Raw genomic sequence first — 389 nt, 5'->3', positions numbered from 1 at the left:
CAGGAGTCAGGAGAAAGAAGAAAGAAGAAAGAAGAAAGAAGAAAGAAGAAAGAAGAAACCTGAAGGTAGGGGCGCAGGCCCTGCGCCCAGGAGGGAGTCAGGAGTAAATCAGCAAGCCCTAAATAATTTATTGATAAATCTTCTCATTAATAGTTGACAAAGATTCTCAATCAGAGTTATATTATTTTCAAGTGTTCTCCTCTCTTTAAAGAATCGGCAGGCGGGATTAGTCAGCAGCAGCAGACTTTTCCCTCTTTTTTGGATTAAATTAAAAATTATGAATTCCGCATTATTTGATGCCATTATTATTGGTTCTGGTATTGGTGGTTTAGTTACAGTAGTTTTTCACTCTCCCCCCACTTTCGAGAGTTTATAGGGTAGGTAGAAGT

Origin of the sequence: Dolichospermum sp. UHCC 0259, from assembly GCF_009711935.1 — a bacterium.
Lineage (GTDB): Bacteria > Cyanobacteriota > Cyanobacteriia > Cyanobacteriales > Nostocaceae > Dolichospermum.
The sequence above is the reverse complement of the archived record's forward strand: the minus strand, read 5'-3'. Positions refer to the sequence as shown.